24 protein-coding genes and 1 pseudogene are annotated in these 26,864 nt (G+C 59.6%); 16 read left to right on the top strand and 9 right to left on the bottom strand.

The features are described 5' to 3' along the window. Nucleotides 1-34: 34 nt before the first annotated feature. From hisN to ACR1XY_RS03850, 3 genes and pseudogenes are all read left to right on the top strand, one after another. Nucleotides 35-826, top strand: a complete 792-nt coding sequence (gene hisN / locus ACR1XY_RS03860) for a histidinol-phosphatase (RefSeq protein ID WP_480590058.1) — start codon at nucleotides 35-37, stop codon at nucleotides 824-826. Between the two features lie 116 nt (nucleotides 827-942). Continuing rightward, entirely contained in the window at nucleotides 943-2,277 is a 1,335-nt protein-coding gene (locus ACR1XY_RS03855; RefSeq protein ID WP_480590057.1) for an 8-oxoguanine deaminase, read from the top strand. Nucleotides 2,278-2,512: 235 nt separating this feature from the next. Next, nucleotides 2,513-2,857, top strand: a pseudogene (locus tag ACR1XY_RS03850) (DUF995 domain-containing protein); the annotation flags it as partial. Nucleotides 2,858-2,983: 126 nt separating this feature from the next. Here the strand turns inward: ACR1XY_RS03850 and guaD are convergent. Then, nucleotides 2,984-4,273, bottom strand: coding sequence for a guanine deaminase (gene guaD, locus ACR1XY_RS03845; RefSeq protein ID WP_480590055.1), 1,290 nt, complete (start codon nucleotides 4,271-4,273; stop codon nucleotides 2,984-2,986). A gap of 139 nt (nucleotides 4,274-4,412) precedes the next feature. Between guaD and mgtE the strand changes: the two genes are divergently transcribed. Together mgtE and ACR1XY_RS03835 are read left to right on the top strand one after the other, a co-directional pair. After that, complete coding sequence (gene mgtE, locus ACR1XY_RS03840; RefSeq protein WP_480590053.1) at nucleotides 4,413-5,807, top strand: magnesium transporter; 1,395 nt, start codon at nucleotides 4,413-4,415, stop codon at nucleotides 5,805-5,807. After that, nucleotides 5,804-6,367 (top strand): 5-formyltetrahydrofolate cyclo-ligase, encoded by a 564-nt coding sequence (locus ACR1XY_RS03835; RefSeq protein WP_480590051.1) that lies wholly within the window; start codon nucleotides 5,804-5,806, stop codon nucleotides 6,365-6,367. Before mgtE ends, ACR1XY_RS03835 begins: the two co-directional genes overlap by 4 nt. A 5-nt stretch (nucleotides 6,368-6,372) precedes the next feature. Here the strand turns inward: ACR1XY_RS03835 and ACR1XY_RS03830 are convergent, their stop codons facing one another. Further along, on the bottom strand, nucleotides 6,373-6,606 hold the full coding sequence (locus ACR1XY_RS03830) for a putative hemolysin (RefSeq protein WP_480590049.1): 234 nt from the start codon (nucleotides 6,604-6,606) through the stop codon (nucleotides 6,373-6,375). Nucleotides 6,607-6,693: 87 nt separating this feature from the next. On the opposite strand from ACR1XY_RS03830, the gene ACR1XY_RS03825 reads away from it, so the two are divergent. From ACR1XY_RS03825 to ACR1XY_RS03815, 3 genes are all read left to right on the top strand, one after another. Further along, complete coding sequence (locus ACR1XY_RS03825; protein WP_480590047.1) at nucleotides 6,694-7,509, top strand: TIGR00282 family metallophosphoesterase; 816 nt, start codon at nucleotides 6,694-6,696, stop codon at nucleotides 7,507-7,509. 80 nt (nucleotides 7,510-7,589) lie between these two features. Then, nucleotides 7,590-9,368 carry an SLC13 family permease gene (locus tag ACR1XY_RS03820; protein ID WP_480590045.1) on the top strand — a complete coding sequence of 593 codons (1,779 nt, stop codon included), beginning with the start codon at nucleotides 7,590-7,592 and terminating at the stop codon, nucleotides 9,366-9,368. Between the two features lie 99 nt (nucleotides 9,369-9,467). After that, complete coding sequence (locus ACR1XY_RS03815; protein ID WP_480590043.1) at nucleotides 9,468-9,902, top strand: META domain-containing protein; 435 nt, start codon at nucleotides 9,468-9,470, stop codon at nucleotides 9,900-9,902. 10 nt (nucleotides 9,903-9,912) lie between these two features. On the opposite strand, the gene ACR1XY_RS03810 is transcribed toward ACR1XY_RS03815, so the two are convergent. From ACR1XY_RS03810 to ACR1XY_RS03795, 4 genes are all read right to left on the bottom strand, one after another. Continuing rightward, nucleotides 9,913-11,574: an FAD-binding dehydrogenase gene (locus tag ACR1XY_RS03810; protein WP_480590041.1), complete on the bottom strand. Its 1,662-nt coding sequence runs from the start codon at nucleotides 11,572-11,574 to the stop codon at nucleotides 9,913-9,915. 11 nt (nucleotides 11,575-11,585) lie between these two features. After that, nucleotides 11,586-12,443, bottom strand: coding sequence for a bile acid:sodium symporter family protein (locus ACR1XY_RS03805; RefSeq protein WP_480590039.1), 858 nt, complete (start codon nucleotides 12,441-12,443; stop codon nucleotides 11,586-11,588). 72 nt (nucleotides 12,444-12,515) lie between these two features. After that, on the bottom strand, nucleotides 12,516-13,250 hold the full coding sequence (locus ACR1XY_RS03800; protein WP_480590038.1) for a glutamine amidotransferase: 735 nt from the start codon (nucleotides 13,248-13,250) through the stop codon (nucleotides 12,516-12,518). Nucleotides 13,251-13,266: 16 nt separating this feature from the next. Beyond that, nucleotides 13,267-15,039 carry an SLC13 family permease gene (locus ACR1XY_RS03795; RefSeq protein WP_480590036.1) on the bottom strand — a complete coding sequence of 591 codons (1,773 nt, stop codon included), beginning with the start codon at nucleotides 15,037-15,039 and terminating at the stop codon, nucleotides 13,267-13,269. A 110-nt stretch (nucleotides 15,040-15,149) separates the two neighbouring features. Here ACR1XY_RS03795 and ACR1XY_RS03790 point away from each other — a divergent pair, with 110 nt between their 5' ends. Both ACR1XY_RS03790 and ACR1XY_RS03785 read left to right on the top strand, forming a co-directional pair. Further along, entirely contained in the window at nucleotides 15,150-15,890 is a 741-nt protein-coding gene (locus tag ACR1XY_RS03790; protein WP_480590034.1) for a YebC/PmpR family DNA-binding transcriptional regulator, read from the top strand. A gap of 146 nt (nucleotides 15,891-16,036) precedes the next feature. After that, nucleotides 16,037-17,302: a permease gene (locus ACR1XY_RS03785; RefSeq protein ID WP_480590032.1), complete on the top strand. Its 1,266-nt coding sequence runs from the start codon at nucleotides 16,037-16,039 to the stop codon at nucleotides 17,300-17,302. A gap of 9 nt (nucleotides 17,303-17,311) precedes the next feature. Here the strand turns inward: ACR1XY_RS03785 and ACR1XY_RS03780 are convergent, their stop codons facing one another. After that, nucleotides 17,312-18,202, bottom strand: coding sequence for a LysR family transcriptional regulator ArgP (locus ACR1XY_RS03780; RefSeq protein WP_480590030.1), 891 nt, complete (start codon nucleotides 18,200-18,202; stop codon nucleotides 17,312-17,314). An 87-nt stretch (nucleotides 18,203-18,289) separates the two neighbouring features. Here ACR1XY_RS03780 and ACR1XY_RS03775 point away from each other — a divergent pair, with 87 nt between their 5' ends. The 6 genes from ACR1XY_RS03775 (at nucleotide 18,290) to ACR1XY_RS03750 (ending at nucleotide 24,055) form a co-directional block, all read left to right on the top strand. Further along, nucleotides 18,290-18,889 carry a LysE/ArgO family amino acid transporter gene (locus ACR1XY_RS03775; protein ID WP_480590028.1) on the top strand — a complete coding sequence of 200 codons (600 nt, stop codon included), beginning with the start codon at nucleotides 18,290-18,292 and terminating at the stop codon, nucleotides 18,887-18,889. A gap of 40 nt (nucleotides 18,890-18,929) precedes the next feature. After that, entirely contained in the window at nucleotides 18,930-19,838 is a 909-nt protein-coding gene (locus ACR1XY_RS03770; protein WP_480590026.1) for a DMT family transporter, read from the top strand. A 90-nt stretch (nucleotides 19,839-19,928) separates the two neighbouring features. After that, entirely contained in the window at nucleotides 19,929-20,501 is a 573-nt protein-coding gene (gene betI / locus ACR1XY_RS03765) for a choline-binding transcriptional repressor BetI (RefSeq protein ID WP_480590024.1), read from the top strand. Next, on the top strand, nucleotides 20,498-22,006 hold the full coding sequence (betC, locus tag ACR1XY_RS03760) for a choline-sulfatase (protein ID WP_480590022.1): 1,509 nt from the start codon (nucleotides 20,498-20,500) through the stop codon (nucleotides 22,004-22,006). The genes betI and betC overlap by 4 nt, the downstream gene beginning before the upstream one ends. A 72-nt stretch (nucleotides 22,007-22,078) precedes the next feature. Then, nucleotides 22,079-23,737, top strand: coding sequence for a choline dehydrogenase (betA, locus tag ACR1XY_RS03755; RefSeq protein WP_480590020.1), 1,659 nt, complete (start codon nucleotides 22,079-22,081; stop codon nucleotides 23,735-23,737). A gap of 78 nt (nucleotides 23,738-23,815) precedes the next feature. Beyond that, a complete protein-coding gene (locus tag ACR1XY_RS03750) occupies nucleotides 23,816-24,055 on the top strand; it encodes an HP1242/YdcH family protein (protein WP_480590018.1) in 240 nt (79 codons plus the stop codon). A 74-nt stretch (nucleotides 24,056-24,129) separates the two neighbouring features. Here the strand turns inward: ACR1XY_RS03750 and ACR1XY_RS03745 are convergent, their stop codons facing one another. Beyond that, nucleotides 24,130-25,527, bottom strand: a complete 1,398-nt coding sequence (locus ACR1XY_RS03745; protein ID WP_480590016.1) for a helix-turn-helix domain-containing protein — start codon at nucleotides 25,525-25,527, stop codon at nucleotides 24,130-24,132. Nucleotides 25,528-25,592: 65 nt separating this feature from the next. Continuing rightward, nucleotides 25,593-26,798 (bottom strand): multidrug effflux MFS transporter, encoded by a 1,206-nt coding sequence (locus tag ACR1XY_RS03740; RefSeq protein ID WP_480590014.1) that lies wholly within the window; start codon nucleotides 26,796-26,798, stop codon nucleotides 25,593-25,595. Between the last annotated feature and the right edge of the window lie 66 nt (nucleotides 26,799-26,864).

Genomic DNA, 26,864 nt, shown 5'->3' with positions numbered 1-26,864 from the left:
TGACTCTGGCACGCGCGAACCGCACGGGTAGCGCATGCGAGAGACGACATTGAGCGATCTGGATGTTGCCGAAGAAATGGCCGACGCTGCGCGCGAGGCCATTCTTCCATTTTTCAGACAATCCAATCTTGAAACCGACAACAAACTGGCAAAGGGTTTTGACCCGGTAACGGTTGCAGACCGGAACGCCGAACAGGCCATGCGTGCGGTTCTGGCCAAACACCGACCCAATGACGGTATCTTTGGGGAAGAGTTCGGCCAGGTTCCGGGCAGCAGTGGACGGACATGGGTTCTGGATCCGATTGATGGCACCCGCGGTTTCATCAGCGGCACACCCACATGGGGCGTATTGATTGCGCTGAGCAAACAGGACGGTCCGATCATGGGCGTCATCGACCAGCCCTATATCGGAGAGCGTTTCGTGGGGGCTGCCGATATCGCGCAAGTGACCGGCCCAACCGGCACGGCACAGCTGAAAACGCGTCCGACATCCAGTCTGGATCAGGCGATCCTGTTCACTACGTTTCCCGAGGTCGGCACCCCCGAGGACCGTGCCGGGTTCGAGGCTGTGGCGCAACACGTGCGCCTGACGCGTTTTGGTATGGATTGCTATGCCTATGCCCTGCTTGCTGCGGGGCAGGTTGATCTGGTGATAGAGGCGGGGTTGAACGCCTATGACATCCAGGCGCCGATTGCGGTGATCGAAGCTGCAGGTGGTGTTGTCACCGACTGGCAGGGCGGTCCGGCGCATGAAGGCGGGCGCGTGCTGGCGGCAGCGAATACCGTGTTGCACGCGGCGGCGTTGGAGGTTTTGCGCAAGCACTGAAAGTTATTGCCGGGTCTGAACCTGTCGGGTAGGGTTTGTCGGGCTGGTTCTTGTGCCCGTTTTCCGCCAGCAAATGCTCTTCTTGCACGAAACGGGTGTATCGCAAGGGGGGCGGAATGACCGAAATCCTGATCAAGAATGCAGGCACCATCCTGACGATGGACGATTCGCGCAGTGAGCTTTCTGGCGCGGATATCCTGATCCGCGGCGGACAGATCGAACAGATCGGCCACGGCCTGCAGACCGCCGGCGACGTTCACGATGCAGCCGGGTGCGTCGTGACGCCGGGCTTGGTGAACACCCATCACCACCTTTACCAAACCTTGACGCGCGCGGTGCCCGGCGGACAGGATGCGCTTTTGTTTGGCTGGCTGAAAACGCTCTATCCCATCTGGTCCCGCTTTGGGCCGGAGGAGATGTACGTCTCGGCCCAGATCGGCCTGGCCGATCTGGCTTTATCTGGATGCACGCTCAGTTCCGACCACCTGTACCTGTACCCGAACGGAACGCGGCTGGACGACACGATTGCCGCCGCCGCCGAGATTGGCCTGCGCTTTCACCCCACACGCGGTGCCATGAGCATTGGCGAAAGCGATGGCGGCTTGCCGCCGGACTCGTTGGTCGAAGGCGAGGCTGCGATCCTCGACGACATGATCCGAGTTGTTGATGCGTTTCACGATCCCTCCGAGGGTGCGATGTGCCGGGTAGGGCTGGCACCGTGTTCCCCGTTCTCGGTCAGTCGTGATCTGATGCGTGATACGGCGATCCTGGCGCGCGACAAGGGGGTGATGCTACACACCCATCTGGCGGAGAATGACGAGGACATCGCCTATTCGCAGGCGCAGTTCGGCTGTCGCCCGGGGCAGTATGCCGAGGATCTGGGCTGGACCGGCGCGGATGTCTGGCACGCCCATTGCGTCAAGCTGGACGGGACCGAGATTGACCTGTTCGCCAGAACCCGTACTGGCGTTGCCCATTGCCCTTGTTCCAATTGTCGACTGGGATCAGGTATCGCACCAGTCCGCGCCATGCGCGACCGCGGTGTTCCGGTCGGTCTTGGCGTGGATGGGTCGGCCAGCAACGACATCGGCAACCTGATCCTCGAGGCGCGACAGGCCATGTTACTGCAACGGGTCGCGAACGGTGCGGATGCGATGTCGTCCCGCGAAGCGCTGGAGATCGCGACACGCGGCGGCGCCGACGTTTTGAATCGCCCCGATTGCGGACGGTTGGAACCCGGCAAACGCGCCGACATTGCAGTCTGGGACACCCGCGGCATCGAAAGCGCAGGCAGTTGGGACACCGCGGCTCTGTTGTTGGCGGGTCCTGCGAAAGTGAAGCACCTGTTCGTAGAGGGACGTCAGATTGTGCGTGATTGTCAGATCACGACGATAGACCTGCCACGGGTCATCGAACGTCAAAACCATCGTGCAATGGCGTTGCAGCGGTAAGCTGGCATTCCTTGACTTTACCGCGCTCGGTTCGGCGAAGGATTTTTAGAGGACCGCACATTTGTGGTATCTCTCCGCCCTTTTGAAGGAGTGGGTAGATGAGTTTTCAAGCAATTTCTGTTGGCGCTGCCGTTCTGACCTTTCTGAATTCGGCAATAGCTTGGGCGGACCCGAAACCGCAGGGCGCGAAACCTGCTGATCCAAACACGGTTGCCCAGCTTTACGCGGGAAAACTCAAATTTGGAAAGGATGCGAGGGTGGCATGTACTTTGGCTCAGGCTGGCAGGCGAGTGCCTGGTGCAAAAAGCACAGCGACAACGTAGCCCTTGGTACATGGAAAGTTGATCGAAAGGCGCGTGTTTGCCGTGAATTGGTCTGGTACTGGCCAAAGGGTGATTCTACGGGGTCTAAACCGGATGACCTCGAATGCATCGAGCATGTTGTTGCCCCAGATGGCGCAATTTGGCGCAGTTGGCCGAATGAAAACGAGTGGTGGTCTATGACCGATGACAGCAGCCTCGTGAAAGGTGACAAATTCAAATCCAAGATAAGGAAAAATATGAAGAAACTGGGTCTGTAGGGCTTACCCGTCTGGCTGGACAATTTAACCGTCCGGGCAGCGTTCGCAAACTGCCTGCACGATCAAGCCGAGTACTAAGTGGAGCCTTAATCCAAGAATGTGCACCGAATTGGGTGAGGCCATTCTTTATTGAACGACGGGCTCGCCTCCAATCCAAACGGCAGAGATCGCTCGGTCATCGCCCATCATGATGGTAGGGAAGATGGCCTCCCACAGATCGTCGGCGCTGGCTTCGCGCTGGGCGATGGCGGGGGTCGAGGCGAGGTCAAGGACGATCAGATCAGCCTCCAATCCCGGTGCGACGTTGCCGACGCAATCATCCATCCGCAATGCGCGCGCCGACCCGACGGTTCCCAACCACAACAGCTGTGCGGCGTGCAAAGGTGCGCCCCGTAACTGTCCGATCTCGTAGGCCGCAGCCATCGTACGCAGCATTGAAAAACTCGACCCGCCGCCGGTATCCGTGGCCAGTCCAATCCGGTGGCCATCGCGCATCAGCCCTGTCATGTCGAACAGGCCCGAGCCGATGAAGGTGTTCGAAGTCGGGCAATGGACCAGCGCTGCATCAACCTCGCGCAGCCGGTCGCGTTCGCGCGATTCGAGATGGATGACGTGGCCGTAGACGCCATGCGCGCCCAGCAGGCCGAATTTCTCATATGTATCCAGATAGTCCCGCGCTTCGGGGAACAGCTCGCGAACCCAGGCGATCTCGTCGGTCTGCTCGCTCAGATGGGTTTGCATTAGGCAATGCGGGTGCTCGGCCCAGAGCGCGCCCATCGCCTCAAGCTGTTCGGGTGTGGAGGTGGGGGAAAAGCGCGGAGTGATGGCGTAAGATAACCGGTCGACCCCGTGCCATTTCCTAAGCAGCGCTTCGGACTGGTCATAAGCTGTCTGCGCCGTGTCCCGCAGCCCCTCGGGCGCATTGCGGTCCATGCAGGTTTTACCGGCGACCACACGTTGATTGCGCTGTTGCGCGGCGGCGAGGAAGGCATCGACGCTTTCGGGATGAATGGTGCAGAAACTGCACATGGTCGTCGTGCCGTGTGCCGCCGTCAGGTCCAGATACCGGTTGGCGATCTCGGACGCATAGGCGGGATCGTCGAACTTCATCTCTTCGGGGAAGGTATAGGTGTTAAGCCAGTCGATCAGGCGCTTGCCCCAACTGGCAATCATGGCGGTCTGTGGATAGTGGACATGGGCGTCTACAAAACCCGCCATGATGACGCGCTGGCCGTAGTCGGTTACGCTGGCGTGCGGATGGGCTGCACGCAGGCCGTCGGCATCCGCCACGGCCGATATACGGCCATTTTCGACCAGAACCGCTTCGCTGATTTTGACGGCTTCGGTCGGCTCATCGTCGAACGGCGAACCAGTGAAGCTCAGAACACGTCCTTTCAGCAGCGTTTTTTGCGCCATTATCCTTCATCTCCACCTGTATGGGACTGCGAAACAGCATAGGCGCGCGAAACTTGTCGGTAAATCGCCGCATTGTCATTGTTTTCCGGTAGCAGCTTCTTCTAATTAGGGGCCAATGACCGAAGAAACGGGGGCAGACATGACGACAGGCTTTGATGAACCCGTAACCGAGGCGACCAGCGATGAGGACGTCTATGCGCTGGATCGCAAGACCGTAGCGGCCATTCTGTATGCAGTCGATGTAGATGACCGCAATAAACTGATCGAGTTGATGGAGCCGCTGCACCCGGCCGACATCGCCGACCTTCTGGAGCAGATCAACCCCTATGACCGCGCGCGTCTGATCCGTCTGTATGATAAGGAGTTCGACGGCGATATCCTCTCGGAACTCGATGAGGCGGTGCGCGAAGAGATTATCGGCATCCTGAATCCCGACGTTCTGGCTGACGCCGTGCGCGAAATGGAAAGCGACGACGTTGTCGACCTGCTGGAAGACCTCGAAGAGCCACAGCAGGAAGCCATCCTTGGCGCACTGGAGGCTTCCGAACGGATCGCAGCGCAACAGGCGCTGGCCTACCCCGAGAACTCGGCTGGTCGTCTCATGCAGCGCGAGGTGGTCATGGCGCCCGAGCATTGGACGGTGGGGCAGGCCATCGATTTCATGCGCGCCAATGACGATCTGCCGGAACAATTCTATCACGTGGTTTTGGTCGATCCGCGGTTGAAGCCCGTGGCGCAGGTCACGCTGGGCAAGTTGATGGCCACCCGGCGCGATGTGTCGCTGCATGACATTGCCGAAGAGGAATTCCACTCTATCCCCGTTGATCAGGACGAAGAGGATGTGGCCTATGCTTTCAACCAGTATCACCTGATCTCGGCCCCCGTGGTGGATGCGGACGGGCGGCTGGTCGGTGTGATCACCATCGATGACGCCATGGTGGTTCTGGATGAAGAGCATGAAGAAGACATCCTGCGTCTTGCGGGTGTGAGTGACGAAAGCTCGATTTCGGACAGTGTGGCGGCAACCAGTCGGCGGCGTCTGCCGTGGCTGGCGGTGAACCTGTGTACGGCGATCTGTGCCTCGCTGGTGATTTCGCAATTTGAGGCAGCGATTGATCAGTTAGTGGCGCTGGCGATTCTAATGCCGATCGTGGCGTCGATGGGAGGTAATGCGGGAACACAGTCATTGACGGTTGCAGTGCGGGCGCTGGCAACGCGTGACCTGACCAATGCAAACGTCATGCGCGTAATCCGGCGGGAATTGCTTGTGGGGATGCTGAACGGGCTGTGTTTTGCCATCGTGCTGGGAACGGTGGGCATGATGTGGTTTGATTCTCCGATGCTGGGTGTCGTGATCGGGTCGGCCTTGGTCGTGAATATGATCATCGCGGGCTTTGCAGGTACGGTAGTACCGGTGGTGCTGGACCGCATGGGTGTTGACCCCGCGCTGGCGTCGGGAACCTTCGTGACGACCACAACGGACGTCATGGGGTTCTTCATCTTTCTTGGGCTTGCCAGCGTGGTGCTATTGTGACCGACCTGACTGAAATCAAAGCTGCCGCACGCAAGGCGGCTTTCGCTCGCCGTAAGGCTGCGTTTGACACCCGTTTGCCCGGAGCCGCCGGGCGATTGTCCGAAGTGCTGGCCGGGCATCGGGGTGTGCCCCTGTCGGGTTATATGCCGATCCGCACCGAGATTGACCCTGTGGCAGCGATGGCCGAAGCTTCGGCCTATGGCCCGGTCGGCGTACCGGTGATCCAGGCCGCCGGTCAGCCACTGAAGTTTTCCCGCTGGACACCCGAAGGCGCGCTGAAAGATGGCCCTTTCGGAGCCAAAGTGCCCGAGGTCGATGACTATTTTGACCCCGAGATTCTGATCGTACCTCTTGTCGCCTTCGATGCGCAGGGCGGGCGGCTGGGCTATGGCGGCGGGTTCTATGACCGCACGCTGGAAGGGTTGCGCGCCAAGCGCCCGACGCTGGCCATCGGGTTTGCCTTTGACGCGCAAGAGGCCGAAGGGCTGCCGCTGGAGCCCACCGATCAGCCGCTGGACATGGTGATCACCGAAAGCAGGGTGCTGACCTTTTCGAGCTGATTACCTCAGGTCGGGCTGTTTTCGCGAAAGAACTCCCAGGCATCGACTTCGCGCCCGTCGGATAGAATGCAGACGCCCGATTGCCCGTTGTCACCATCCCTGATTTCGTATTTCGCACCGCTTTCCACACAGAACGTCGCCGCGGGGTTTGCCAGTTGCGGTGCGGACTCAGGCGGCGTTACTGGCTGACAGGCGGACAAAATCGCAAGACCGGCGGCGGTCAGTACAAATCGGTGCATCAAATTCTCCGTTCGCAATCGCGTAGATGGATTTCAGTGCAGCTTAACCGCTTGTGCTTGAGCATTACCACACTTAGGACAGGTTGAATGAGGATACTTTTTCTGGGTGACGTCATGGGCCGCGCGGGACGCACGGCCATTCAGCAACATCTGCCGCGTTTGCGCGACGAATGGCGGCTGGACTTCGTTGTTGTCAATGGCGAGAACGCCTCGAACGGGATGGGCCTGACCGGAGATCACGCCAAGCTGCTTCTGGACGCCGGTGCGGATTGTCTGACGCTGGGCGATCACGCTTTCGACCAGAAAGACATGTTGCAGTTCATCGAGAAAGAGTCGCGTATCATACGCCCGGTGAACTTTGCCAAAGGCGCGCCGGGGCGGGGGCATCGCCTGTTCAACGCACCCGGAGGCCGCAAGGTGCTGGTCGTGCAGGTGCTGGGGCAGGTGTTCATGAAACGGCCCTTCGATGATCCGTTCTCGGCCATTGAACCGATCCTCAAATCCCATCCGCGCGGGGGGCAGGCGCAGGCGATCATCGTTGATATGCATTGCGAGGCGACGTCCGAGAAGATGGCGATGGGCCACTATTGCGACAAGCGCGCCAGCCTTGTGGTGGGGACGCATACCCACGTGCCAACGGCAGACGCGCAGATCCTGCCTGGCGGTACGGCCTATCTGACCGATGCAGGGATGTGCGGGGACTATGACTCGGTGATCGGCATGGACAAAATTGAACCGATGCGCCGTTTCATCACCGGAATGCCCAAGGCTCGGTTCACTCCGGCCAATGGCGAGGCAACGCTGAGCGGTGTGTTTGTCGAGACCGATGACCGCGACGGGCAGGCAAAATCTGTGCAGATGGTGCGCGTTGGCGGACGACTGCAGCAGACCGGGCCGCAGTAAGGCTTGCTCTGCCGCGCGCAATGCGGGAAACTGCCCGACGGGCGCGCAAGCCAGGTCAAGGTTCGGACACAAAACCAAGAATGCAATTCCTTCAACTGACAGAAACGGGCAGCGCGATCGTGGCGCTGATGGTCGTTGCAGGCATGTTCGTCATGTTCTTGCGCGAAGTGTACCCGACCGAGGTTGTCGCCATCGGTGGCGTTGCCATCATGCTGGTGACTGGCATCCTGCCCTATCAGAGTGCGCTGGCCGTACTGTCTAACCCCGCGCCCTGGACCATTGCGGCGATGTTCATCATCATGGGCGCCATGGTGCGGACCGGGGCGTTGGATGCGTTTACCTCGACCGCGCAAAAGCAGGCGCAGGTGAATCCGCGCTTTGCCATCGGTCTGTTGATGGCGTTTGTCGTGTTGGCCTCGGCCGTGGTGTCGAATACGCCGGTTGTGGTGGTTATGATCCCGGTCTTTGTGCAGATCGCGCGCACGTTGAACGTTCCAGCCTCGAAACTGCTGATCCCGCTGAGCTACGCGGCGATTCTGGGCGGTACGCTGACTCTGATCGGGACCTCGACCAACCTGCTGGTGGATGGTGTGGCTCGGGCGCAGGGGATGAAAGCGTTCTCGATTCTTGAGGTCACGCCGCTGGGGATTGCGCTGGTGATCTATGGCATGTTCTACCTGCGTTTCATCGCGCCGCGCCTGTTGCCGGACCGCGACAGCATGGCCTCGCTGCTGTCCGACCGGTCCAAGATGAAATTCTTTACCGAGGCCGTCATACCCCCGGAAAGCAACCTGATCGGGCGCGAGGTGACAGGGGTTCAGTTGTTCAAACGCCCTGGCGTGCGCCTGATCGACGTGATCCGGGGCGACGAATCGCTGCGACGAAACCTGAAAGGGGTTGAGCTGAAGGTCGGTGACCGTGTGGTTTTGCGTACCCAAATGACAGAACTGCTGAGCCTGCAAAGCAACAAGGAACTCAAGCGCGTCGATCAGGTTTCGGCGGTTGAGACCAAAACAGTTGAGGTGCTGATCACACCGGGCTGCCGAATGGTGGGTCGGACGCTTGGCGCGCTGCGTCTTCGTCGCCGGTATGGTGTCTATGTGTTGGCGGTGCACCGGCGGAACCAGAATATCGGGCGTCAACTGGATGATCTGGTCGTTCGCGTCGGCGATACGCTGCTGCTGGAAGGGTCTCCGGCAGATATCCAAAAACTGGCGTCTGACATGGATATGGTCGATGTCACCCAACCCTCGGCCCGTGCATTCCGGCGTAGTCATGCTCCGATTGCCATAGGCGCGCTGGTAGGGATCGTCGTGCTGGCCGCGCTGGGTGTGGCGCCGATCCTGCTGCTGTCGGTTCTGGCTGTGGCCGTGGTGCTGCTGACCCGCTGCATCGACGCGGATGAAGCGTTTTCCTTTGTCGAAGGCCGCTTGTTGGCACTGATCTTTTCCATGTTGGCCATCGGCGCGGCGCTGGACAAATCAGGAGCCGTTTCGCTGATCGTCGAGGCGATTGCTCCGGGCCTGAGCGTGCTGCCACCCTTCCTGATCATTTGGGCCGTCTACCTGCTGACCTCGGTGCTGACCGAACTGGTGTCGAACAATGCGGTGGCCGTGGTGGTGACGCCGATTGCAATCGGTCTGGCGCAGGCGGTCGGGATTGACCCGCGCCCGCTGGTGGTGGCGGTGATGGTGGCGGCCTCGGCCTCGTTCGCGACGCCGATCGGATATCAGACCAACATGATGGTTTACGGGCCCGGCGGCTACAGGTTTACTGATTTTCTCAAAGTCGGTGTGCCGTTAAACCTGACGGTCGGCTTGCTGGCGTCCTTACTGATCCCCTTTATCTGGCCCCTTTAAGGTCGGCGCGGAACCGCCGGTTTTTAGGGGCTTAGCTTGTAATCTCTGATCCCGCCCCAATGTTTCTCTTCAAAGCCCTTGAAGAGAAAGGACAGGATCATGCCTTTTCCAAAGATCGGTCAGGCCATCGTGGCCAGTGCAGTTGTATTGGGGTTGTTGGGCGGTCACAGCACGGCCCAAACCACAAACGAACCAGTGAGTCTTGAGAATACCAAATGGTCCGCCATCGGGTTGAATGGAGGTGTTCTGGATATGGAAAAACGCCCCGAGATCGCGTTTGAGTCCGGCGGAGCTTTTGGTGGCAGCGGAGGTTGCAACCGCTTTAAAGGGCAGGCAGAGATGTCGGGTGGGCAGATCGACTTTCCAGACAATATCGCGGCAACCCTGATGGCCTGCCCGCCCGAAATGGAACAGGTCGAGCGTCAGTTTTTAGACGCGCTGCAGAATGTTGTGTCCTACGCGGTCGCCGGAGACAGTTTGGTCATGCTGGACAGCGCCGGTGAGCCGGTGCTGAAATTCGTGAGAATGCAATAAAGCCGGGCGGTCAGGCCACTGCCCGCGACCGCCCCGCATTGCGGCCGGAGAAGATACAGCCGCCAAGGAACGAGCCTTCTAGCGCGTTGTAACCGTGATAGCCGCCGCCGCCGAACCCGGCGACCTCTCCGGCCGCGAACAGGCCGGGAACGACCTGACCATCCGCGCCGATCATCTGGCTGTCGAGATTGGTTTGCAGCCCGCCCAGCGTCTTGCGTGTCAGCACGTGCAGCTTCACCGCGATCAGCGGGCCATTGGCCGGATCAAGGAATTTGTGCGGCTTGGCGGTGCGGATCAGCTTATCCCCCCGATAATTGCGCGCGGCCAGAATGGCCGCCATCTGCGCGTCCTTGGTGAAGGGGTTGTCGACCTGACTATCCCGCGCCTCGATCTGGGCGCGCAGGTGAGATTCGTCGATCAGACCGCCGCCCAACTGGTTCATGCCACTGACCAGCTCGGTCAGGGTATTGGCGACGATGAAATCCTCACCGTGTTCCTTGAAGGCCTCAACCGGTGCGGTGGCTTTTGAACCCGTCAGGACGCGCTGGAACAGCACCTCGCGCCAGCCGCCATCGGTCATGTCGGGGTTCTGTTCCGAGCCGGACAGGGCGAATTCCTTCTTGATCACCTTCTGGGTCAGCACAAACCAGCTGTATTCATGACCGGTTTTCAGGATTTCTCTCAAGGTGCCCAGCGTGTCGAATCCCGGCATACAGGGCGGTTTCAGCCGATTGCCTTGTGCGTCGAACCACATTGAGCTGGGGCCGGGCAGAATGCGGATACCATGCGAGGGCCAGATCGGGTTCCAGTTGCGCACACCTTCAGTGTAGTGCCACATCCGGTCGCCGTTGATCACGTGGCCACCAGCCTTTTCGCTGATGCCGATCATACGACCATCGACATGAAAGGGTACGCCCGCCACCATATCCTTGGGCGGCTGGCCCAGCCGGTCGCGGGGCCAGTTCTTGCGCACCATTTTGAAATTGCCACCGATCCCGCCCGAGGTGACGATGACCGAGGGCGCATAGACCTCGAACTCACCCACCTCATCGCGGTTGGTCTTTGCTCCGTGAGCGGCAGTGTCATCGGCCAGAATCTCGCCCGACACACCCTTGGCGCCGCCGTTCTGCATGATGATATGGCTGACCTGGTGGCGGAATTTCAGTTCAATAAGCCCGGCGCTGACATGGTTCTGCACACGGCGGATGAAGTGTTTCAGAACGCCCGGTCCGGTGCCCCATGTGATGTGAAACCGTGGCACCGAGTTGCCGTGACCATCCGCATAGGACCCGCCGCGTTCCGCCCAGCCTACGATGGGGAACCAGCGCAGACCCATCTCGTGCAACCAAGGACGCATTTCACCGGCTGCGAACTCAACATAAGCTTCGGCCCATTTGCGCGGCCAGGCGTCTTCGGCGCGGTCGAACTGCGCGCTGCCCATCCAGTCGCGGAGCGCCAGATCGTGACTGTCTTTGATGCCCATCCGCCGCTGTTCCGGGGTGTCGACCATGAACAACCCGCCAAGGCTCCAGAACGCCTGTCCGCCCAGAAAATGCTCGGGTTCCTGATCCAGCACGATCACCTTCTTGCCGCGATCCCCCAGTTCAGCCGCAGCGGCCAGCCCAGCCAGCCCGGCGCCCACAACGATAGCATCAGCAGTATTGTTGGTCATGTTTTGTCCTTTCAGCGGCTGCGAAGCCAGGCGATATACGGCAGGGCCACGACATACATCATGATACCGTAGACGGCCGAGGGCAGGGCCAGCGGGCTGAATCCGCTGTCGGTTCCCGTGATAAGCGCCGCCAGAGTGATCCCCAACGTCGAGTTCTGGATGCCAGTTTCGATTGAGACTGTCTTACTTTCATTCCACGACAGTTTCGCGGCACGCGCCAGCCCCAACCCGATTGCAAGCAGAGCGATGTTCAAAGTGACCAGCCCAGCACCCATGATCCCAAGGTTGTCGATGAACAACCGCCAGTTCCCGGCCAGCGCCGCGAGGACAATCAGGACAAAAAGGACAGTCGAAACTTTGGATAGCGGTGCGTCGATCCCTTCTGCGAACGTTGGCGCGAAATGGCGAATACTGACGCCGATGGCCACGGGCAGGGTGGTGATCAGGAACATGGCGATCGCCAGACCTGCGATCGAGACCTCGGGTGCGTCTTCCCCCATGAAGTGATTGATCGACCAGGCGGCCAAGACAGGTACGGTCACCATCGACAGCAGGCTGATCACGGCGGTCAGACTAACCGACAGCGCAACATCTCCCTTGGCCAATTTGGTCAGGATATTACTGGTCACACCGCCGGGGCAAAAGCTGAGCAGCATGAAGCCCACGGCAATCTCGGGCTGCAGGGCAAACAGCTTGACGGTGAAGAAAGCTGCAATCGGCAGCAGTACCACCTGACTCAGCGCGCCGATGGCGAAAGGGTAACCCCGAGTCAGAACTCGGCGAAAATCGGCAATATGCAGCCCGATACCCAGAGACAGCATGATAATGGCCAGCGACAGCGGCAGGCCGACATTGATAAGCAGATCCAAGAACAACTCCTCCCAAAGCCGTTCGGACCAGCCTATGCGAGGGGTGAAGTTTGAGGCAACCGCGCCGTTGGGTCACGCATAGCGCTGAGCAAAACGGCGCAGAATTTCGCCGGGCTGGGTAACGTCGGCCGCGTGGCAGATATCGATCAGGCGCTGCGCGTCGTCAGGCGGAAAATAGCCGTGGTGTTTGTAGATATTGATGCGTTCTTCGAAATCCTGCGCGTTGGCCTCGGGGTGGAACTGCGTGGCATAGACGTTCTGGCCCCAGCGGATCATCTGAAACGGGCAAGGGTCCGAGGCCACAAGGTGAACGCACCCGGCAGGCAGGGTCTGCACGGCCTCTTTGTGGCCAACGAAAGCGTCGAAGGTCTGGTCCAGCCCGGCGGTCAACGGGTCGCGGGCGCCGTCCTCGGTCAGGTGGCAGGTCGAGGGGCCGACGGGTTCTCCGAACTGGTCCTTGCTGACGTCTCCGTTCAGGTGTGCTGCCAGAATACCCAGGCCATAGCAACAGCCCATGAACGGGTGATCCTTTGCGGTGATCTGCGGCATCAGGCCCATGATGGCGGCTTCGATGCGGGCATCCATCGCAGACTTTCTAGCCGGATCGTCACTGACGCAACCGGGGCCGCCACCGACGATCACTCCGGCATAGGCGGTGACGTCTAGCCCTGCGGGCAGGTCCTCGCGATCCAGACGGATGCGGTGGGTCTGGTCCGGCAACAAGCCGGTCTTGTCCAGGATCGAGGCGTATTCGGCATCCGACGCCTCGGTCTCAGGGCGCAGTTGCAGGATCAGAAATCGTTTCATGCAGTGCCTTTACCCGTCAAAGCGGCCAAAAGACAAGAATAGCGGGGATGGAAACCGCGACGATGAGGATTTCCAGCGGCAGCCCCATGCGCCAATAGTCGCCAAAGCGATAGCCGCCGGGACCAAGCACCAGCGTATTGTTCTTGTGTCCGATGGGGGTGAGGAACGCGGCTGAGGCCGCCACGGCGACCGTCATCAGGAACGGATCCGGTGAGACCTCAAGCGTGCGCGCCATCTGAATGCCGACCGGGGCGGCGACGATGGCGGTGGCGGTGTTGTTCAGAACATCCGACAGGGTCATTGTGACGATCATCAGCACTGTCAGAATGGCCCAGGCGGGCAAGCCGTCGGTCAGTTGCACCAGCGCATTGGCGATCAGTTCGGTACCGCCCGAGGTTTCTAACGCGCTGCCCAATGGGATCATTGAACCCAGCAGCACAACGACCGGCCATTCAATATGGTTATAGAGATCGGCGATTGGCATGATTTTGGTCAGGACATAGGCCACCACGACCAACCCCAATGCAATTGGCAGGTAGATCAGCCCGACGCTGGCTGCCAGAACGGCGGCGGCGAACAGACCGATGGCCAGCCACGCCTTGTCATTGGCGGTGACGTTCAGCCCGCGCTCGGCCAGTGGCAGGCAGCCCAACCATTCGGTCACATCGGCGCTGCGGTCGCGCGGGCATAGAAGAAGAAGTATATCGCCGGCCTCAACCTCGGTCTTGCGGACCTGTTCGGTGATGCGACGGCCCTGGCGTGAGATACCCATCAGCACAGTGCTTTGACGCCATGCCAGACCCAGCCCCTGCGCAGTGCGCCCGGTAATACGGGCGCTTTCGGGGGCGACGACCTCAATCACCTCCAGCCCATCGCCCTCGGCGGTCAGCAATTCCTGACGGCGTGTGTCCGAAAAGTCGAGGTTTAGCGCGGCGCGGAATTCATCCAGTGCCTCGGGCCGGGCTTCCAACACCAGCGCGTCGCCCTGTTTCAGCGTCGCATGGGCGGATCGGCCATAACGCCGCTTGCCATCGCGGATCAGGCCGATGATGGCGACGTCGGATTTTTCGGCGGCCTCATAAAGCTCGCTGACCCGCTTGCCGATATGGGCCGACTCCGGCGGGATGGTCAGTTCGGCAATATACTCGGCCAGCGCCTCCGAAGTCTCCTTCTGCGGCCCGCGGTTCGGGATCAATCGCCATCCGATTAGCGACACAAAGGCCAGCCCGGCTATTGCCGCCAATCCACCGACGGGGGCGAAGTCGAACATCCTGAACGGCTCGCCCAGTGTTTCCTGCCGAATTGAAGCGATAATGATGTTCGGCGGCGTACCGATCAACGTCGCCATGCCGCCCAGAATGGTGGCAAAGCTAAGCGGCATCAGGGTCAAGCCCACTGACCGCCCAGCCTTGCGCGCGGTCTGGATATCGACTGGCATTAGCAGGGCCAATGCGGCCACATTGTTCATGAAGGCCGACAAGACTGCGCCAATCCCACCCATCAGCGCGATATGCGCACCGAGGCCCCGCGAGGCATCGACCAATGTGCGGGTGATCAGGAACACGGCGCCGGAACGGACCAACCCGGCCGAGACCACTAGGACCAAGGCTACGATTATGGTCGCTGGATGGCCAAACCCGGCAAAGGCGTTATCGACGGGTACAACCCCAAGTACGACACCAATCAACAGCGCGGAAAAGGCTACGAGATCATAACGGAAGCGCCCCCAAAGAAGCATTCCAAATACAGTTGCGAAAAGGGCAAAAAGAATAATCTGGTCTGTCGTCATGCCGCCACCATACCCACAAGGCGGTCTTGAACAAGCCGCTCTCTTGATCCTATGCCCTTCAAACGTCTATATGAGCGCCGAATACGCAATCACTATTACGAGGACGCAACATGGCAGGCCATTCCAAATGGGCCAACATCCAGCACCGCAAGGGGCGTCAGGACGCCGCGCGGTCCAAGCTGTTTTCCAAACTGTCGAAAGAGATCACCGTCGCTGCCAAAATGGGCGACCCCGATCCCGACAAGAACCCGCGCCTGCGTCTGGCTGTCAAAGAGGCCAAGTCGAATTCGGTCCCCAAGGACGTCATCGACCGCGCGATCAAAAAATCTGTTGCAGGTGAAGGCGACGAATACGAAGAAATCCGATACGAGGGCTATGGCCCCAATGGCGTCGCTGTCATCGTCGAGACGATGACCGACAATCGCAACCGGACTGCCTCGACCGTGCGTTCGACCTTTTCCAAGAACGGCGGCAATCTGGGCGAGACCGGCTCGGTCGGGTTCATGTTCGAACGCAAGGGTGAGGTAGTATACCCTGCATCCGTGGGTGATGCCGACACCGTGTTCGAAGCAGCCATCGAGGCGGGAGCCGAAGACGTCGAAAGCTCGGAGGAAGGTCACATCATCTGGTGCGCCGATACCGACCTGAATGACGTTTCGAACGCGTTGGAAGCAGCGCTGGGCGAGACCGAGTCGACCAAGTTGGTTTGGAAACCTACCACCACGACCGAGTTGGGTCTGGACGACATGCAAAAGCTGATGAAGCTGGTCGATGCGTTGGAAGACGACGATGACGTGCAGCGCGTTACTACCAACTTCGAAGCCACGGACGAGGTCATGGCGCAGCTCTGACTCGCGCCAGATAGCAGTCTTTGAAAACCCGGCCGTTGGCCGGGTTTTTCTTTTGCGACTCATGTGGTTCTTGGCCGGTGGCCCGTATCCCTATAGGCTTGCAGCCAGGCAGTTCTCTTCGCAGCGTAGATGACCCAAATGAGCGCATGACGGACACCGCACCCAAACGAAATATTCCGGTTCTGGCCGGGCAAAGTATCCTGTCTCAGGTTGCGTGGACACTAGGCAGCCCCTCCGTGGTTCTTCCGTTTCTGGCCGTTTCGCTGGAACTGCCAATGTTCATTGCCGGGGGACTGGTGTCGGTCCGAATGGTCGGCAGCATGATCTCGGACGTGTTCCTGGCGCAGCCAATTGCGGCGCGGGATCGGAAGAAACGCGGGATTGCCCTGACTGAAATTGCCATCGGTGCCTGCCTTGTCATGGCGGTGGTGGTCGCGTCGACCGGGGTGGTTCCAGCCATCGGAATGGCTTTCGTCGCGGCGTTTTTTCTGATTGGTCTGATCGAAGAGATTCAGTCGTTGATGTATACCGACCTGCTCGGCGACCACGTACATTCCAAGTCGCGGATGGTCTTGCACTACTTGCAGCTTGGCATTGGTGGGTTGGGGGCCATCGGATTGGTGTTGCTGGTGCATGAGATCACCAAGGAAAACCCGCCCTTTTCACGCCATTCTGCGGTGATTGCCGTTTCGGTCACGTTCTTCGTTCTGTCGGGCCTGTGCATTCTGGCCATGTCCGAGATCGACAAGGACGCACCAACTAACGCCGGCGCGCCGTCAGCGCGGAAACGGAAATTCTTTGAAAACTTCACCGATATTTTGGCCATGTTCGATCAAGCTTGGTTCCGCCACTACATGGTCATGCGCATACCATTGGTGGTGGTGTCCCTTTCGGTGCCGTTCTTTGCCCTGATCGCGGCCGAGGCGCATCACGCGTCAGCCAAAGGTTTGACAGCCATGATCATCTCATCCGCGTCAGGGTATCTGGTCTCAGCTCCGTTGTGGCAGTTGGTGAACATGAAGTCGCACCGGGCCGTGATGGTGGTGGGCAACCTGATGGTGGCCGTTACCGGAGGCGCATTGTTGGTGGTGCATTTTCTGGGGGTCGATCACGCGGTGCATCTTCATGCGGTGGCGTTGTTCATCGTGACGGTGGCCGTGACGGGCATCAGCGGGGCGAGAAAGCTGTACTTTTTGGACGTGGCCCCCAAGGACCAGCGCGTCAAAGGGGCCGCTGCGATCAAAAGCATCTGTCGGATCACGGCGGTCATCCTGTCGGCCGCATTGGCTGCCATCGCTCATATGCACGAAGTTGCTTGGGCCATTTTCTTCATTGTTCTCGTCAGCTTGTTTGCCGCTATTACCTGTTACCGGGTGGTTTTACCCAACGTGAAAATGTCTGAGCCAACCTGACACGCCCAGTCAGGGCTGAGTGGGCAGGAGTGCCTTCGTTGCAACCCGTCTGACTGCATCACTCAGCGGGGCCAGCGCAGCGGAAAGAATGCGGCCCACTTGCCATGTCAGAGGCACGTCAAGGGGCGCATTGTGTAGCAGGGGAACCAACCTTCCGTCATCTAGCGCCTGCTGTGCCAGCCCGATCGGGTTCATGCCCCAACCCATCCCGGCCATCGCTGCGCCCACGAAGCCCTGTGGTGAGGGCAGGAAATGCGAGGGCGGTTTAATGCTTTGGCCGGTCTGTTCGGTGATCCATGATTTCTGCAGGCTGTCCTTGCGGTTGAAGGTCAGGCAAGGTGCCCGGGCCAGCGTGCGCGCGTTCACCCCATCGGCGAACCACTTGCGCATATAACCTGGGCTTGCGGTTGCGATGTAACGCAGTGCCCCCAAATCAGAGGAATCGCAGCCTGCAACCAGTTGACTGCCCACCGTGATGGCAGCGCTGACCTCTCCGCGCCGCAACCATTCTGCGGAATGGTCCTGATCGTCGACCACCAGATCGAACAGTATTCCGTTAACCTGTGCCATTGCATCGATGAACCACGTCGCCAATACGTCAGCGGGAACCGCCACACGGACTCGTGCAGGACCAGTCGCTTGATCCAAGGTCAGTTCCCGGGCCAGCTTTGCCTCAAGAAGCCCGATATCCTCTGCATGTTGTGCGATACGCAACCCCGCCGGAGTGCCTGTGCACGGCGTGCCACGATGGATCAGGGCGGCACCCACGCGATCCTCCAATGCCTTGATCCGTTGCGAAATGGCCGAGGGCGTCACGGCCAGCTCGGCAGCGGCTGCCTCAAAGCTGCCATGGCGCAGGATGGAAGACAGTGCCGAAAGGTGATTGGGATCGAGCAACATTAGCCAAACTTAACTGAGGTCAACATCTTTAATTTGATAGAGAGCGGCAATACCCGTAGTCAATACCTCGGAACCACAGGAGGTCACATGTCTACATCCTTGATCGCAGGCTTTGCTTTGGGCTTCAGCCTTATTCTAGCCATAGGTGCGCAGAACGCCTTTGTGCTGCGTCAGGGGTTGCGGCGCGAACATGTGTTGCCCCTGTGCCTGACCTGTGCGGTGTCGGACGCCATTCTGATCGCAGCAGGTGTCGCGGGGTTCGGCGCGCTGGCGGCGGCAGCGCCCTGGTTTGAAACGGTGATGCGATACGGCGGGGCAATTTTCCTGACGTGGTACGGCCTGCGCAGCCTGCAATCAGCATGGCGTGGGGGAGCGGTGATGGATGTGGCCGAGGGGCAGCGCGCCAGCCTGAGGTCCGTCCTGCTGACGGTTCTGGCCTTCACCTGGCTGAACCCGCACGTCTATCTGGACACGGTCGTGCTGATCGGATCGATCTCGGCTCAGTATGATGATCGGCTGGCCTTTGCGCTGGGCGCAATGCTGTCTAGCTTCGTGTTCTTCTTTTCCCTCGGCTACGGGGCAGGCATCCTGTCCCCGGTCTTTGCCAAGCCGCGAGCCTGGCAGGTTCTGGACGCGGTGATCGGCGTGGTCATGCTGGGGATTGCTCTCAAACTCGTGGCTATGTGATGGGTTGCCCCGGTCGGGGTTTCGGTGTTCAACCGTTAACATGACAACTCATGCGCCCGCATATCGCCCCCTGGTGGGCATGTTCTGGATGTTTGCTGCCGGGGTGTCCTTTGTTGTTATGACCGCGCTGGTCAAGTCGCTGGGTTCGACGATGGACCCGATTCAGGCGGCGTTTCTTCGGTTCGTCTTTGGTCTGATCTTTCTGCTTCCAGCCCTGAAGCTTGTTCTGACAACGCACCTGACACGCCGACATTTGACCCTGTTCGGTGTGCGCGGGATCGTGCATGCCGTGGCTGTGATGCTGTGGTTTTTCTCGATGACGCAGATCCCCTTGGCCGAGGTCACGGCGATGAACTACATGACGCCCGTCTATGTGACTTTGGGCGCGGCGTTGTTTTTAGGAGAGAAACTGGCTTTTCGCCGGATAGCTGCGATCTGTGTTGCAGTTGTCGGCGTCCTCATCATCCTGCGCCCCGGATTCCGCGAAGTTTCGGCAGGTCACCTGGCCATGCTGGGCACGTCTCTGGCGCTCGGTGGCTCGTATCTGATTGCAAAGGCGCTTGTACGGGATATTCCACCTTCAGTTGTTGTCGCACATATGTCGTTCTGGGTGACGATTGCCCTGATCCCGTTTGCGGTGGCCGTCTGGACACCGCCCAGCCTGCGCGACCTGGGCGTACTGTTTCTGGTCGCCAGCTTTGCCACGGCGGGCCACTATTTCATGACGATTGCGCTGAAAGCGGCACCGGTGGCGGTTACGCAGCCGGTAACCTTCCTGCAACTGATCTGGGCCACGTTGCTGGGTGCACTGGTCTTTCATGAAAGCATCGACATCTGGGTTGTCGCGGGCGGTTCGCTGATCCTGTCGGCCGTCAGCTTCATCGCCTGGCGCGAGGCGATTTTGAACCGCAGCTACCTGACCACCCCCAGTATTGCGCCCAAACTATAGCGACATTCAGCGCGTCAAAGTGGTTATTAATTGACGAGTCAATAAAAACCCCGTAGCGTTTTCCCCACTTAACGTTGGGAGAGGACAGCTATGCCGAAACTCGGAATGGAGCCAATCCGTCGCGACGCTATCGTTCGCGCGACAATTGCCGAGCTTGGGTCGAAGAAGTCCCTTGACGTAACCGTCAGCCAAATCGCCAAGCGGGCCGGAATGTCCAGCGCCCTGGCGCATCACTATTTTGGCGGCAAGGATCAGATTTTTCTGGCCGCGATGCGACGCATCCTGTCTGATTTTGGTGCCGAGACCCGGGGCGAGCTAAAAACTGCTGCGCCGAAGGAGCGGGCGCAGGCCATCATCCGCGCCTCCTTTGCACCATCCTGTTTTACGCCTGATGTTATCGCCGCGTGGATGACGTTTTACGTTCTGGCTCAGACAAACGACGAAGCCCTGCGTCTATGGCAGATTTATCAGTCGCGTATCCGGTCCAATCTGATTGACGCCCTGCGCCCATTGATGAAGGACCCGGTCGAAGCGGCCGAGAATATGATCGCTCTGATCGACGGGTTGTATATTCGCGCCGCGCTCAGCGCGCCTGAAGACCCCCAACTGGCCGTGCAACACGCGATGCGTGTTCTCAACACTCTGCTCGAGGCTGAAAAATGACAAAACCTAACATTCTGATCCTGATGGTGGATCAGCTCAACGGAACCCTCTTTCCCGACGGTCCCGCAGACTGGCTGCATGCTCCGAACCTGAAGAAACTGGCCGAGAGATCGACACGGTTTGCCAACACCTACACGGCCTCGCCGTTATGTGCGCCCGGGCGGGCCAGCTTCATGTCCGGCCAGTTGCCCTCGCGCACCGGCGTTTATGACAACGCTGCTGAGTTCAACAGTGACATCCCCACCTATGCGCACCACCTGCGTCGCGCGGGCTATTACACCTGCCTGTCGGGTAAGATGCATTTCGTCGGCCCTGATCAGCTACACGGGTTCGAAGACCGCCTGACCACCGACATCTACCCCGCCGACTTCGGCTGGACTCCCGATTACCGCAAGCCGGGTGAGCGGATCGACTGGTGGTATCACAACATGGGTTCGGTGACTGGCGCGGGTGTGGCAGAAATCTCGAACCAGATGGAGTACGATGACGAGGTTGCCTATCACGCCAAGGCCAAGCTCTATGATCTGGCGCGTGGCAATGATGACCGCCCGTGGTGTGTGACTGTCAGCTTTACCCATCCGCACGACCCCTACGTTGCGCGCCGGAAATACTGGGACCTCTATGAGGATTGCGAACACTTGCTGCCCGAGGTCGCAGACCTGGGTTATGACAACCAGGACCCGCATTCCAAACGCATCTTCGACGCCAACGACTGGCGCAGTTTCGACATCACTGAGGAAGATATCCGCAAGTCCCGCCGCGCGTATTTCGCCAACATCTCGTATCTGGACGACAAGATCGGCGAGATTCTCGAGGTGTTGGAAACCACGCGGCAGGAAGCGATCATCCTCTTCGTTTCGGATCACGGCGATATGCTGGGCGAGCGCGGCCTGTGGTTCAAGATGACCTTCTTCGAAGGCTCGTCGCGCGTGCCGCTGATGATCTCGGCACCGGGTATGCCTGCAGGGCGTATCGACACGCCGGTTTCGACGATTGACGTGACACCTACTTTGGGCGCGCTGGCGGGCGTGGACATGGCCGAGATAGCGCCGTGGACTGATGGTGAAGACCTAGTGCCTTTGGCGCAAGGTGGTGGGCGGACCACGCCGGTGGCGATGGAATACGCAGCCGAGGCGTCCTACGCCCCGCTGGTTTCGCTGCGCTATGACAAGTGGAAGTACAACCGTTGTGCGCTGGACCCCGATCAGTTGTTTGATCTTGAGGCCGACCCGCTGGAACAGGTGAACCTCGCCGAAGACCCCGCGCATGCCGGAACGCTGGAATCGCTGCGTGCGAAATCCGAGGCCCGCTGGGATTTGGATCAGTTCGACGCAGAAATAAGGGCCAGCCAGGCCCGTCGCTGGGTCGTGTACGAGGCGTTGCGGCAGGGTGGTTACTACCCGTGGGACTACCAGCCGCTGCAGAAAGCGTCCGAACGCTACATGCGCAATCATATGGATCTGAACACTGTCGAGGAAAGCCAGCGCTTCCCGCGCGGCGAATAACCTCTTCGTTTTTGAGAATTACTCCTGCCGAACAGTTCCAAACGTGGTTCGGCGGGCTATGGAGACCTGAATATGGAAGCAGATTTCGTCATCGTTGGCGCAGGGTCCGCAGGCTGCGCGATGGCTTACCGCCTGAGCGAGGCCGGGGCCTCAGTTCTGGTGATCGAACATGGCGGCACCGACGCTGGACCGTTCATCCAGATGCCCGCTGCGCTGAGCTATCCGATGAACATGGCGCGGTATGACTGGGGTTATGAGTCTGAGCCCGAACCGCATCTGAACAACCGCCGTCTGGCTTGCCCACGCGGCAAGGTGATCGGTGGGTCGTCCTCGATCAACGGTATGGTCTATGTGCGCGGCCACGCGCGCGACTTTGATACCTGGTCTGAAATGGGCGCGGATGGCTGGTCTTACGCCGATGTTCTTCCGTACTACAAGCGCATGGAGACCTGGCATGATGGCGGCCATGGCGGAGATCCCGAATGGCGCGGTAAAGACGGCCCGCTGCACGTATCACGCGGCCCGCGTGAGAACCCTCTGTTTAAGGCGTTTGTCGATGCGGGCCAGCAGGCGGGGTATGAGGTCACCGGCGACTATAACGGTGAAAAGCAAGAAGGCTTTGGCCCGATGGAGCAGACCGTCTGGAAAGGGCGGCGCTGGTCGGCGGCAAATGCTTATCTAAAGCCCGCCCTCAAGCGTGACAATTGCGAAGTCGTGCGCGGCTTGGCGTCTCGGGTCGTGATGGAGGGTGGCCGTGCGACAGGCGTTGAGTTGATCCGTGGCGGCAAAAAGGAAGTCATCCGTGCCCGGCGCGAGGTGGTTCTGGCCGCGTCCTCGATCAACTCACCCAAGTTGCTAATGCTGTCGGGGATCGGTCCGGCAGCGCATCTGGCCGACCACGGGATCGAAGTTGTCGCGGATCGTCCCGGTGTGGGCGCGAACCTGCAGGACCATCTGGAGCTTTACATCCAGCAGGCCTCGCTGCAGCCGATCACGCTGTATAAGCATTGGAACTTGGTCAGCAAAGGTCTGATCGGGGCGCAGTGGCTGTTCACCAAGACCGGCCTTGGTGCGTCGAACCAGTTCGAAAGCGCGGCCTTCATCCGTTCGAACCCGGGTGTCGAGTATCCGGATATCCAGTATCACTTCCTGCCCATAGCTGTGCGTTACGACGGCCAGGCCGCGGCGGAAGGGCACGGGTTCCAGGCGCATGTGGGGCCGATGCGCTCGCCATCGCGCGGGGCGGTTACGCTGCGTTCGGACAACCCTGAGGACGCACCGGAGATCCGGTTCAACTACATGAGCCACGAGCAAGATTGGGAGGATTTCCGCAAGTGTATCCGTCTGACCCGCGAGATTTTCGGGCAGGATGCGTTCAAACCCTATGCTGGAAAGGAAATCCAACCGGGAACGGACGTGCAGAGCGATGAAGAACTGAACGGGTTCATCGCCGAACATGCCGAAAGCGCCTATCACCCCTGCGGCACCTGTCGTATGGGGCGGGCCGATGACAAAAACGCGGTTGTTGATGCAGAGGGTCGGGTGATTGGTGTAGACGGGCTGCGGGTCGCCGATAGCTCGATCTTTCCGCAAATCACCAACGGCAACCTCAACGCGCCGTCGATCATGGTGGGCGAGAAGATGTCGGATCACCTGCTGGGTAAAGAAGCCTTGCCAAAGGCCAATGATCGCCCGTGGATTCACCCGGCATGGGCGACTGCCCAGCGGTGATTTGATCCGCGTCAAAGCGGGGTGTGGGAAACATGTCTAGACCTGAATCGCAACGACATATTTTAGGAGCGAACAGGAATGTCCCACACCCCGCATGAACTGGCCGAAGAGTTTCCGGAAAAAGTCGAACTGATGAGCCAGCTCAAGCAATCGGATGCACATTTTGCCCGCCTGGCGGATGAGTATCACGAAGTTAACCGCGTCGTACACCGCGCGGAAACCAACATCGAACCGATGGAAGATCTGGCCGAAGGCGAGCTGCGCAAGAAGCGCGCTGCACTTAAAGATGAGATCTGGTCGATCCTGTCCAAGGCTTAAGACCCAAGGGCGGGGGCTCTGCCCCCGTCGCGACGGACTGCGGCTTCCCCGGGGCATTTTCCGGCCGGATATAGTCAGGTGACTTCGTAGGGCAGGGTGCCGCGGGTATGGGCGTCAATGGACAGGCGGCGTTCCAGAGGCGGAACCGAGCGTTGGTGGCAGTTTTGCCGCTCGCAGATACGGCAGGAAATGCCAATGGGTTCATAAGCGCTTGCGTTGGTGATATCGAGGTTATCAGCGTAGACCAGCGCCTCGGCGTGACGGACTTCGCACCCTAGGGCGATGGCATAACGGCGCACGGGCGCGCCGTAAGAACCACCCGATTTCGACACATCCCTTGCCAATGAGATATAGCGGACACCATCCGGTGTTTCCGCCAGTTGCCGCAGGAAGTGGCCGGGTGTTTCAAAAGCACGGTGGACGTTCCAAAGGGGGCAGGCGCCGCCGAACCGGGCAAATTGCAGGCGCGTGGCCGAGTGGCGCTTGGTGATGGTCCCGGCCTGATCGACGCGCACAAAAAAGAATGGGATGCCCTTGGCGCCGGGACGCTGCAGTGTCGAAAGCCGGTGCGCCACCTGTTCAATGGATGCTCCGAATCGATTGCTGAGAAGTTCGAGATCGTGGCGGTACTCCTGCGCGGCGGTCAGAAACGCATCATAGGGCATCAGCGAGGCCCCAGCGAAATAGTTGGCCAGGCCGATTTTGGCGATGGCCCGGGCCTCGTCGCTTTGGAACTTGGCGAAGTCCAGCGTCGCGTCGAGCAGCTTGTCCTGGCTGATCAGCGCCACCTGCAGCAGCAGTTGAAACACCTGTGTTTGCGGTGCTGTTCGGGATGAGAGCTGCAACGTTTTGCTGTCAGCATCGTATTTCCGGGTCTCGGAAATATGCACGAACTGTACCCGAATGCCGCGCTCACCGAGGCTGTTGATCGCTGCGGCGCGAATACCGCCGGCTTCTTCGGCGCGGGTTGAAAACCGCTCGGCGGCGCGATCGACAGCGTCGATATAGTTGTCGCAGTAATGGAAAAAATCGCGCACTTCCTCCCACGGGCTGGCCTGAATTTGCGCGTCTTCACGGCCCAGGGCCTCGTCCAGAGAGGCAAGCCGTTCGTGAGTTTGGCGATAGGTTCTGTGCAAGGCGATGAATGCACGGGCCAGAGCGGGGGCGTTTGAGGCAGTGAGGCGTAGATCGGCCAGCGGGGGCATGTCGTCGAACACCGGGTCAGCCAGCGCCTCTCGCATGTCCGAGACCAGACGCTCACTGTCGCCGGTGCTCAGTTCGGTCACATCCATGCCGAATTCCTGCGCCAGCGCCAGAACAACCGTGGTCGAGATCGGACGGTTGTTGTTTTCCATCTGGTTTAGGTAGGGCAGAGAAACGCCCAGTTTTGTGGCGAATTCTTTCTGCGTCAGGGTCAGGCGCGTGCGCATTTCGCGCAGTTTCGCGCCAGCATAAAGCTTTTGGGTGGCCATGGCTTGCCTTTGCAACTTTTCTGTTGTCGCAGGCTAACTTTGCAAACCGATCGGTGCAAGCCGTGTTACAGGCCCAATTTCCGTTCGCGGCGGATGACCGAAACGATGGCGCAGATTGCCAAAACGGATGTCGCCAGCATCAGCCAAAGCAGTGGCATCGCTCCGGTTTCGTGAGTCAGAAGGGTTCCAGCCAGGGCGCTGAGACCAGCACCGCCGCCCAGCATGATCGCGCCACTCAGTCCCGAAGCGGTGGCGGCAAGATGAGGGCGTACCGACAATGCGCCTGAAGTGGCGTTGGGAATTGTCATGCCGTTTCCGATCCCCACAAAGGTCATGAAGCCAAAAAAGCTGAGTGCCGTTCCAAAGCCAGCCAGAAACAGGATGGCTGACAGAGCAACGCCGATTGCGTTCAGCAAACACCCCCAAAACACCATCCGGTTGACGCCAAAGCGGGTCGAATAGCGCCCGCTGACGAAATTGCCGAAGAAATACCCAATCGCTGGCGCGCCGAAATAGATGCCGACCAGCGCGGCGCTGAGGCCAAAGAGTTCGGTGCCGATAAAGGGGGCCCCGCCCAGATAGGCAAAGAATGCGCCAGAGGAGAGGGCGGACGACAGCGAATAGCCCCAGAACCGGGGGGAGCGCAGCAATTCCGGGTATTCGCGGAACTGCTGTATCAGCGTTTTGCCGCTTTTGGCCGAGGTTTCGCCAAAGTCGACATAGGTCAGCGCCAGTGTCATTACACCTAATGCAAAGGGAAGCCAGAAATTGGCCTTCCAACCAAAGCTCTCTTCCAGCAGACCACCAATCGCCGGACCAATCATGGGCACAACCGCCATGCCCATCGTGACATAGCCTATCATTGAGGCTGCTTGATCCTGATCGTACAGGTCGCGCACCGCCGCCCGGCTGAGCACCATGCCGACTACCACGATGGCCTGGCACATCCGGAAGGCCAGAAAAACTTCGATGCTCGGGGCGAAGATGCAGCCCAGAGTTGCGATCAGAAACAATGCCAGCCCCCACAGCATGACGGGCCGGCGCCCGGCCTTATCCGCGATCGGGCCGATCAGGATCTGCAATATCGCATTGACCAGAAGGTACAGCGCAATCGACAACTGCATCACCTTGTAGTCGGCCTGAAAATGTATCGCCATGTTCGGCAGGCTGGGCAGGAACAGGTTCAGGCTGAGCGCGGACAGCCCAGAAAGCAAAACCAGCGTTGAGATCGTGGGGGGCGAGCGGTGCGCCCGGGAAGAACTAAACTGCATGGTTCACATGTATAGTGACCGTTTCAGGGAATGCTATCCAAGACTGCGTCTCACTGTGAAACTTAG

It is taken from the genome of Ruegeria sp. AD11(2025), assembly GCF_056542405.1.
Note: the sequence above shows the minus strand (reverse complement) of the source record. Positions and strands in the feature narration are given on the sequence as shown.

Excerpts from the sequence above, each read along its gene's own strand:
- mgtE (WP_480590053.1), top strand. The coding sequence starts at position 4,413 with ATGACGACAGGCTTTGATGAACCCGTAACCGAGGCGACCAGCGATGAG.
- ACR1XY_RS03780 (WP_480590030.1), bottom strand. The coding sequence starts at position 18,202 with ATGTTGCTCGATCCCAATCACCTTTCGGCACTGTCTTCCATCCTGCGC.
- betI (WP_480590024.1), top strand. The coding sequence starts at position 19,929 with ATGCCGAAACTCGGAATGGAGCCAATCCGTCGCGACGCTATCGTTCGC.
- ACR1XY_RS03815 (WP_480590043.1), top strand. The coding sequence starts at position 9,468 with ATGCCTTTTCCAAAGATCGGTCAGGCCATCGTGGCCAGTGCAGTTGTA.
- ACR1XY_RS03820 (WP_480590045.1), top strand. The coding sequence starts at position 7,590 with ATGCAATTCCTTCAACTGACAGAAACGGGCAGCGCGATCGTGGCGCTG.
- ACR1XY_RS03800 (WP_480590038.1), bottom strand. The coding sequence starts at position 13,250 with ATGAAACGATTTCTGATCCTGCAACTGCGCCCTGAGACCGAGGCGTCG.
- ACR1XY_RS03830 (WP_480590049.1), bottom strand. The coding sequence starts at position 6,606 with ATGCACCGATTTGTACTGACCGCCGCCGGTCTTGCGATTTTGTCCGCC.
- betA (WP_480590020.1), top strand. The coding sequence starts at position 22,079 with ATGGAAGCAGATTTCGTCATCGTTGGCGCAGGGTCCGCAGGCTGCGCG.
- guaD (WP_480590055.1), bottom strand. The coding sequence starts at position 4,273 with ATGGCGCAAAAAACGCTGCTGAAAGGACGTGTTCTGAGCTTCACTGGT.
- ACR1XY_RS03745 (WP_480590016.1), bottom strand. The coding sequence starts at position 25,527 with ATGGCCACCCAAAAGCTTTATGCTGGCGCGAAACTGCGCGAAATGCGC.
- ACR1XY_RS03795 (WP_480590036.1), bottom strand. The coding sequence starts at position 15,039 with ATGACGACAGACCAGATTATTCTTTTTGCCCTTTTCGCAACTGTATTT.
- ACR1XY_RS03740 (WP_480590014.1), bottom strand. The coding sequence starts at position 26,798 with ATGCAGTTTAGTTCTTCCCGGGCGCACCGCTCGCCCCCCACGATCTCA.
- ACR1XY_RS03785 (WP_480590032.1), top strand. The coding sequence starts at position 16,037 with ATGACGGACACCGCACCCAAACGAAATATTCCGGTTCTGGCCGGGCAA.
- ACR1XY_RS03825 (WP_480590047.1), top strand. The coding sequence starts at position 6,694 with ATGAGGATACTTTTTCTGGGTGACGTCATGGGCCGCGCGGGACGCACG.
- ACR1XY_RS03750 (WP_480590018.1), top strand. The coding sequence starts at position 23,816 with ATGTCCCACACCCCGCATGAACTGGCCGAAGAGTTTCCGGAAAAAGTC.
- ACR1XY_RS03770 (WP_480590026.1), top strand. The coding sequence starts at position 18,930 with ATGACAACTCATGCGCCCGCATATCGCCCCCTGGTGGGCATGTTCTGG.
- ACR1XY_RS03855 (WP_480590057.1), top strand. The coding sequence starts at position 943 with ATGACCGAAATCCTGATCAAGAATGCAGGCACCATCCTGACGATGGAC.
- ACR1XY_RS03810 (WP_480590041.1), bottom strand. The coding sequence starts at position 11,574 with ATGACCAACAATACTGCTGATGCTATCGTTGTGGGCGCCGGGCTGGCT.
- hisN (WP_480590058.1), top strand. The coding sequence starts at position 35 with ATGCGAGAGACGACATTGAGCGATCTGGATGTTGCCGAAGAAATGGCC.
- ACR1XY_RS03775 (WP_480590028.1), top strand. The coding sequence starts at position 18,290 with ATGTCTACATCCTTGATCGCAGGCTTTGCTTTGGGCTTCAGCCTTATT.
- betC (WP_480590022.1), top strand. The coding sequence starts at position 20,498 with ATGACAAAACCTAACATTCTGATCCTGATGGTGGATCAGCTCAACGGA.
- ACR1XY_RS03790 (WP_480590034.1), top strand. The coding sequence starts at position 15,150 with ATGGCAGGCCATTCCAAATGGGCCAACATCCAGCACCGCAAGGGGCGT.